The organism is Curtobacterium flaccumfaciens UCD-AKU, from assembly GCF_000349565.1.
Classification (GTDB): Bacteria; Actinomycetota; Actinomycetes; order Actinomycetales; family Microbacteriaceae; genus Curtobacterium; species Curtobacterium poinsettiae.
Genome location: NZ_KB714616.1, coordinates 21,704 through 29,013, shown reverse-complemented (window position 1 = coordinate 29,013; position 7,310 = coordinate 21,704). Strand labels below are relative to the sequence as shown.

The following is a 7,310-nucleotide window of genomic DNA, read 5'->3' as shown; positions in this document are numbered from 1 at the left end:
CCCGACCGTTCCTGCTCACGAAGCGAGCGCGCGAGCGCGCGAGTGGACTCGGCGGCTACTCGGCCTTCTGCAGCTGCCAGGGGTCCGGCTCGCGGTCGCCGTTCGGGCGCACCGGGCGGACGTCGCCGACGATCGGGATCGAGCGCTTCCGCATGAACCACACGTAGCGGACGAAGAAGTGCGTCAGGGTCGACATCCGGTTGCCGGCGCCGAGCAGGCTCGTGATGTGCACGAACACCCAGGCGAGCCAGGCGACCGGGCCGACCATCGTGATCCCGCCGCGCAGCTGGGCGACCGCGGCGTTCGTGCCGATCGTCGCCATGGTGCCCTTGTCGAAGTACTTGAAGCGCTCGGTGGCCTTGCCCTCGAGCAGGCGCACGATCTGCCGCGCCGAGTGCCGTCCGCCCTGCAGTGCGGGCTGGGCGAGCTGGGCGAGGGCGTCGTCCTGCGCGGCGATGTCGCCGGCGGAGAAGATGCGCTCGGCGCCCTTCACGCTCAGGTCGTCGTTCACCTGGATGCGGCCCCCGTGGGTCTGCGGCAGGCCCCAGCCGGAGACCTCCTTGTGGGCCGCGACACCGGTCGCCCAGACGACCTGCGACGCGGGGATGAACTCGCCGTCCGCCGTCATCACGCCGTCGGGCTTGACCTCGGAGACGCCGGTGTTCAGCCGGAGCACGACGCCGCGCTTCCGCAGCACCTTGGCGGCGTAGCGGCGCAGGCGCGGGGCGAACGGCTTGAGCAGCTCACCACTGCGGTGCACGAGCGTGATGGAGATGTTGCCCCGCTCGATCTCCGGGTACGCGCCGACGAGGGCCTGGTCGCGGAGCTCGGCGAGCGCGCCGGCCATCTCGACGCCGGTCGCGCCGCCGCCGACGATGACGATGCGGATCTCGTCGGGGCCCTGGTTCGCCGCCGCCTCTTCGAGTCGGGTGAACAGCTCGTCGCGGATGCGGAGTGCCTGCGAGCGCGAGTACATCGAGTACGCGTACTCGTACGCACCGGGGGTGCCGAAGTAGCTCGTGTTCACACCGTTGGCGAGGATCAGGTAGTCGTAGTGCAGGTGTTCGCCGTCGGACATCTCGGCGATGCGCTCGTCGGTGCGGATGCCGGTGAGCAGGCCGTGGCGGAACTCCGCGTTCGACTGCCGGGCACGGAGCGAGCGCAGGAAGTACGTCACGTCGCCGGCGTTCAGGCCGCCCGTCGCCACCTGGTACATCAGGGGCTGGAACATGTTGTAGACGTGGCGGTCGACCAGGGTCACCCGGACCGGCGCGTCGGCGAGCTCACGCATGGCGGCCACACCGGCGAATCCACCGCCGACGATGACGACGTGCGGGCGGGTGTCCTGGGTCATGCTTGCTCCGGTGTTCCTCGGGTGCGTGTGGTCACCCACGAGGGTACGCGCGGTTCGGCAGGGCGCATGACGGGCAGGGGCCGGGAGGCCCGTGGTGCGTCCGTCAGGCGTCGAACCGCCCGTAGGTGTTCAGCACGTTCCCCTTGCTCGTCACGGTGCTGTCGACCAGACGCAGGCGCGTGGGCGGGTCGGTCGGCTCGAAGAGCCGCCGGCCACGGCCGGCGATCGCCGGGTGGATCATGAGCTGCAGTTCGTCGAGGACCCCGGCGAACAGCAGGCTGCGGACGAGCGTGACACTGCCGCACACGGCGATGTCGGCCCCGTCGCGCTGCTGCAGGTCGCGGACGAACGCGGGGACGTCGCCCGGGATCCGGGTGCTGTTCTGCCAGGTCAGGTCGTCGCCGAGGGTGGTGGAGGCGACGTGCTTCTCGATCGGGTTGATCCACTGCCCGAACGGGTCCTCCGGGTGGGCCGGCCACCACTCGGACCACTCGAGGTAGCTGTTCCGGCCGAGCAGCACGGTGTCGGTGCGGGCCGTGAAGGCACCCATCGCGGCACCGAGCTCGGCGTCGAAGCTGTCGTACTGGAACTCGTAGGGGTCCTGCACGACGCCGTCGACCGACGTGAACAGACCGGCAGTGGTCTTCCGCATGGTCCGGATCGTACCCGCCGGTCAGCGCCCGGTGCCGTTGCCCGGGAACCGGTCCGTGCCCGGCACCCGGGTCGTGGACTGTGACCGATCGGCGCCGATCGCGTGGCCGACGGCGAACCCGACGCCGCCACCGACGAGCAACGCTGCGAGTGCGACGACGGCGGCGAGCAGCGGCCAGAACCACGGGGGCTTCGGGCCGGTGCTCCGGCGGTCGCCCGTGGTTCCGGCGCCGTACCAGGGGGTGGTGCCGTTCGGGGCGCCGGGGTTCCAGGCTCCGGTGTCGGCGCGGTACGGCTGCGGCTGCGGCTGCGGCTGCGGCTGCGGCTGCGGCTGCTGTTGCTGCGCGAGCGCGGGCCCGTCGAGCGTGGCGGTCGACGTCGGGGTGGCGTCCCAGCCGGTCGGCGTCGTCGCCCGGTTCGCCGGGACGGAGCGGGCCGGTTCGTGGCCGTTGGTGGGAGTGGTGTCGCTCATGCCAGCACTCCACACGGCCCGGCTGTGGGCAGCCGATGACCAGGCTGACCCGGTGCTGCGAACCGCCGCGTAGCCTCGGCTCGTGCGCGCTGCTGTGGAGACCGTCCGGATCGACGGGCTGCCCGTGCGCCTGCACACCATGCCGTCGCGCGGGCCGGTCCGTGACGAGGCCGACCCCACCGTCGTGTTCGTCCACGGCATCGGGATGTCACACCGGTCCTTCGCCCGGTCGCAGCGCGCCGTCGCCGCCGAGCACCACACGATCAGCGTCGACCTGCCGGGGTTCGGCTGGTTGCCCGCGGCCGGTCGGCGGCTGTCGATCGAGGAGCTCGGCGACGTGGTGGTGCGGGCCGTCCGACACCTGGTCGACGATGACCTGGTGCTCGTCGGGCAGTCGATGGGCACGCAGGTCGTCATCGAGTCCGCCCGCCGTCACCCCGACGCCGTCACGGCGATCGTGCTCGTCGGTCCGGTGATCGACGCCGAGCGGCGATCGCTCCCGATGCAGGCGCTCGACCTGAGCCGCGACGGCTTCGTCGAGGGGGTCCGGATGAACACGGTCCTGGTCACCGACTACCTCCGGAGCATGCGCCAGTACCTGCGCGAGCTCGGGCCGATGCTCCGCTACCCGACCGAGCAGACGATCACCGAGGTCACGCAGCCCGTCCTCGTCGTCCGCGGCACCCAGGACCCCATCGCGCGGCACGACTGGTCGGCCCGGCTCGCGGCCGCTGCGCCGGACGGCACCTTCGTGGAACTGGCGGGGCCGCACCACGTGCAGGAACGGCAGCCGGACGCGCTCGCACGACTCCTCGAGACGTTCCGCAGCGCCGAGCGCCTGGAGGGACTCCGATGACCCGGCCGGCCACGTCGGGGACCGAGGCGGCGCGGACGACGCGATCCGGGCCTCCAGGCCGTGTCCCGCTGGTGCGGCGTGCCTGCTGGGCCGCACTCGACTGGGGGTACGCGGCCCGGTGGCAGGTCCGGAGCCTCGGCCCGACCACCGCGGACGACTACCGGACCGGCGACGGGCAGCCCGTCGTCGTGGTCCCCGGCGTCTACGAGACCTGGCACTTCATGCGGCCGCTGATGGACGCGCTCCACGACCGGGGACACCCGGTGCACGTGCTGCCGGTCCTGCGGCACAACCTGCGACCCGTGCCGGACTCGGCGCGTGCGGTGATGGCGTACCTGCAGGAACAGGACCTGCGGAACGTGCTCGTGCTCGCGCACAGCAAGGGCGGGTTGATCGGCAAGTACGCGATGACGCAGCTCGACCAGCACGAGCGGATCGACCGGATGGTCGCGGTGTCGACGCCCTTCGCGGGGTCGGTCTACGCGCGGCTGGCGCCGGTGCCGCACCTGCGGGCGTTCCGGGCGGCGGACCCGGTGCTGGCGGGGCTGGCGCGGGAACTCGATGCCAACGCGCGGATCACGTCGGTGTACGGGGTGTTCGACACGCTCATCCCGGAGGGCAGCGAACTGCAGGGTGCGACGAACGTGCGGTTGCCGGTGGGCGGGCACTTCCGGATCCTCGGCGATGCGCGGACGCGGTCAGCGGTGCTGGCGGCTGCGGCTGACGGCTGTTCCGGCCGAGACTCGGCCTGACGGACAGTTCTCGCTGTTCCGACGGCGCCGACTGTCCGCCGGGCCGAGACTCGGCCGACGCGCTCAGCGGGCAGCGACGCTCGCGCGCTCGACGATCCGGTGCGGCACCACGACGGTCTCCGGCGCGGCACTGCGGTCCGCGATCCGCCGGGTCAGCAGGTCGAGTGCCGCCGTCGCGAAGGCCCGACGGTCGAACGACACCGTGCTGAGCGACGGGATCGCGTACGCGGCAGACTCGACGTCGTCGAACCCGATGACGCTGACCTGCTCGGGCACCCGGACCCCGCGGGCGGCGAGGACGTGCAGCACCCCGAACGCGATCGAGTCGGTGAAGGCGAAGACGGCGTCGGGCAGGGGGTGCTCGTCGAGCCAGGCCGCGAAGGTCGTCGCCGCGGCGCTCGTGGTCCACGCCGGCAGCGGGACGCGGAGCGACGGGTCGGGTGTGATGCCTGCTGCGGTGAGCGCTGCGGTGTACCCGCGTTCGCGGAGCTCGCTCGTCGCCGTCGCAGCACCGTCGGGAGACGCGCCGACGATCGCGATGCGCCGGTGCCCGTGGGTGATGAGGTGTGCGGTGACCTGGTCGGCCGCCGCACGGCTGTCGACGTGCACCTGGTCGACGTGCTCGGGCTCGACCTCGCCGATGACGACGGTCGGCGGCAGCCCCTCGGTCGAGGCCAGGACACTCGCGCTGAGCGAGACCGGGTTGAGGATCAGCCCGTCCACCAGGTGTGCGCGGGCGCGGGACACCAGTTCGCGTTCGAGAGTCGGGTCGTTGCCGGTCTGCTCGAGCTGCACGACCCAGCCGCGTTCGCGGGCGAGTTCCACGAACGACTGCGCGAGTTCGGCCGAGTAGGCGCTGCCCATCTCCGGCAGCGTCAGCGCGATCGCTCCCGAGCGGCCGTTCCGCAGCCCGCGGGCGGACAGGTTCGGCACGTAGTCGAGCTCGGCGACCGCGCGCTCGACGCGTTCACGGGTCTCCGGGCGCACGACGACGCCGCCGTTGACGACGTTGGAGACGGTCTTCGGGGACACCCCGGCGAGGGCGGCCACGTCCCGCACGGTTGCGCGCATCGGGACGAGCGTAGCGCGGGGGCGGGCAGGGGTGGGGCGGCGTGCGGCGACGGTGTGGCGCGGTGTGGTGCGGGGCTAGCCCGCGGCCTGCACCGCGACCGTCCGGCGCGTCCGCACCGACTCCTGCGCCGCCAGCACGATCGACAGCGTCCGCAGGCCGACCCCGACGTCCGGCTGCGGCTGCTCCCCGGACGCCACGGCCGCCAGGAACGTCCGGAGCATCGGCACGTCGTGGTCGGGCCCGTACCGGAGCTCGATCGGCCGGCCGCCCACGGCGTCGAGCCCGCGAGCAGCCGCCCCGAAGAAGTCCACCGACACCGTGCCGCCCGTCCCGGCGACGTCGAGCGTCAAGCCGCCCCACACCGGCGACGTGTCCGGTCGGCTCCACGAGCAGTCGATCGCCGCGATGGTGCCGTCGTCGTACGTGATGGTCACCAGGCCCGCGGTCTCGGCGTTCGCTCGGTCGGCGTGCAGCACCTGGTTCGCGACGGCGGTGACGGACACCGGCGTCGCTCCGGTCAGCCCGTCGATCAGGTCGGCGACGTGCACGACGTGGTCGACGAGGGCGCCGCCTCCGCTCAGCCGGACGTCGGTGAACCAGTCGCGGGCGAGCGGCAGCATGCCGTTGTTCGCGCCCCGCACCGAGAACACCGTGCCGAGTGCGCCCGAGTCCCGCGTCGCCCGCAGCCGGTCGAACGCCGAGGCGAACCGCACCGGGAACGCCATCATCAGCAGCACTCCGGCGCGGTCCACGGCATCGCGGATGGCGAGGCCGTCCTGCCACGAGGTCGCGATCGGCTTCTCGCAGAGCACGTCTGCCCCCGCTGCCGCCGCGAGCTCGACGAACTCGCGGTGCCGGGCGTTCTCGCTCGTGACGATCACCGCGTCCGGGCCCCAGGCGAGCAGTTCGTCGACGGAGTCCGCGTACCCGGCGCCGAGCGCGCGTGCCAGTTCGGCTCCGCGCAGGTCGCCGAGTTCCGTCCCCGTGGACACCCCGCCCGGGTCCGTGCCGCGCACCTCGACGTCGGGCATGGCCGCCAGGGCGCCGAGGTAGCTGATGGCGTGCGTGTGGGCGAACGAGAGCACACCGATCCGGAGCGTCACCGTGCGACCTCGACCGGCTGGCCGGACTCGATCGACTCGATCGCCGCGTTCGCGATCCGCACCGCGGCGACGCCGTCGTCGACGGTGACCCGGGGTGGCCGACCGCCGTCGAACGCGGCGAGGAAGTCGGTGAGCTCCAGCGCGTACGGGTCGGCGGCCGGGTCCACCGGCGGCAGGAAACCGTCGACGGACGCCGGCGCCGCCAGGTCGCTCCGGGTGTCCTCCTCGGCCCGGGAGGAGTGCGACAGGCTGCCGAGCGTCCCCGTCACCGAGTACTCCGTCGTGAAGGCCAGGTGCTGCGGCCCCCACAGCCCGGCGACGTGGCTGATCGCGCCCGACTCGTGCGTGAGCAGGACGTGCGCCGCCTCGACCGGCTCCGCCTCGGACCCCGCGCGGACGCTCACCGCCGACACCCGGGTCACCTCGCCCGCCACCCAGCGGGCGATGTCCAGGTCGTGGATCATCTGGTCCATCACGATCCCGCCCGACAGCGCGCGGTCGCCGAACCAGGGGACGTGGGTGGGGAAGGCGCCGGACCGCGAGAACCGCAACACCGCCAGGTCGCCCAGGAGGCCCGTGGTCGCGGCCTCGTGCAGGCGCGTGTACGCGGGGAACCAGCGCACCACCTGGGCCGGGTAGAGCTGGACGCCTGCGTCCGCAGCGCGGGCCGCCAGGTCCGCCGCGTCCGCGTCGGTCCGGGCCAGGGGCTTCTCGGAGACGACGTCCTTGCCGGCGGCGATCGCCGCGCGGACCACCTCGGCGTGGGCGTGTGTCGGGACCACGACGTCGACGACGTCGACCGCGGCGAGGAGCTCGTCGAGGCTGTCGGCGACGGTGATCGTGCTGCCCTCGGCACGGGCGGTGTCGGCGAAGGCGTCGACGAGTTCGTGGGCGCCCTCGCGAGCGTGCACCACCACATCGCCCAGGCGGAGCAGCCCGGGCAGGTGCGCGACGGAGATGCCGCCCGCGCCGACGAGCCCGATGCGTTTCCGGGCGAGGGTCTCCGACTGTGGCGTCATGGGGTCAGCGTAGGAGATGCGGTCCGAGGAC

8 protein-coding genes are annotated in these 7,310 nt (G+C 73.0%); 2 read left to right on the top strand and 6 right to left on the bottom strand.

From position 1 onward, the window contains the following. Positions 1-55: 55 nt before the first annotated feature. The 3 genes from H489_RS27550 to H489_RS27540 all read right to left on the bottom strand — a co-directional run bounded on the left by H489_RS27550 (position 56) and on the right by H489_RS27540 (position 2,477). Positions 56-1,354, bottom strand: coding sequence for an NAD(P)/FAD-dependent oxidoreductase (locus H489_RS27550; RefSeq protein WP_017886975.1), 1,299 nt, complete (start codon positions 1,352-1,354; stop codon positions 56-58). Between the two features lie 103 nt (positions 1,355-1,457). Next, on the bottom strand, positions 1,458-2,006 hold the full coding sequence (locus H489_RS27545) for a dihydrofolate reductase family protein (protein WP_017886974.1): 549 nt from the start codon (positions 2,004-2,006) through the stop codon (positions 1,458-1,460). Positions 2,007-2,027: 21 nt separating this feature from the next. Then, positions 2,028-2,477, bottom strand: a complete 450-nt coding sequence (locus H489_RS27540; protein ID WP_040419616.1) for a hypothetical protein — start codon at positions 2,475-2,477, stop codon at positions 2,028-2,030. An 82-nt stretch (positions 2,478-2,559) separates the two neighbouring features. Between H489_RS27540 and H489_RS27535 the strand changes: the two genes are divergently transcribed. Both H489_RS27535 and H489_RS27530 read left to right on the top strand, forming a co-directional pair. Further along, positions 2,560-3,333 (top strand): alpha/beta fold hydrolase, encoded by a 774-nt coding sequence (locus H489_RS27535; protein ID WP_139179657.1) that lies wholly within the window; start codon positions 2,560-2,562, stop codon positions 3,331-3,333. Beyond that, positions 3,330-4,085 (top strand): esterase/lipase family protein, encoded by a 756-nt coding sequence (locus H489_RS27530; RefSeq protein ID WP_228499901.1) that lies wholly within the window; start codon positions 3,330-3,332, stop codon positions 4,083-4,085. Before H489_RS27535 ends, H489_RS27530 begins: the two co-directional genes overlap by 4 nt. A gap of 63 nt (positions 4,086-4,148) precedes the next feature. On the opposite strand, the gene H489_RS27525 is transcribed toward H489_RS27530, so the two are convergent. The 3 genes from H489_RS27525 to H489_RS27515 form a co-directional block, all read right to left on the bottom strand. Next, entirely contained in the window at positions 4,149-5,156 is a 1,008-nt protein-coding gene (locus H489_RS27525; RefSeq protein WP_017886971.1) for a LacI family DNA-binding transcriptional regulator, read from the bottom strand. A 75-nt stretch (positions 5,157-5,231) separates the two neighbouring features. Beyond that, positions 5,232-6,260, bottom strand: coding sequence for a Gfo/Idh/MocA family protein (locus H489_RS27520; RefSeq protein ID WP_017886970.1), 1,029 nt, complete (start codon positions 6,258-6,260; stop codon positions 5,232-5,234). Then, a complete protein-coding gene (locus H489_RS27515; protein ID WP_017886969.1) occupies positions 6,257-7,279 on the bottom strand; it encodes a Gfo/Idh/MocA family protein in 1,023 nt (340 codons plus the stop codon). The genes H489_RS27520 and H489_RS27515 overlap by 4 nt, the downstream gene beginning before the upstream one ends. Positions 7,280-7,310 lie beyond the last annotated feature (31 nt).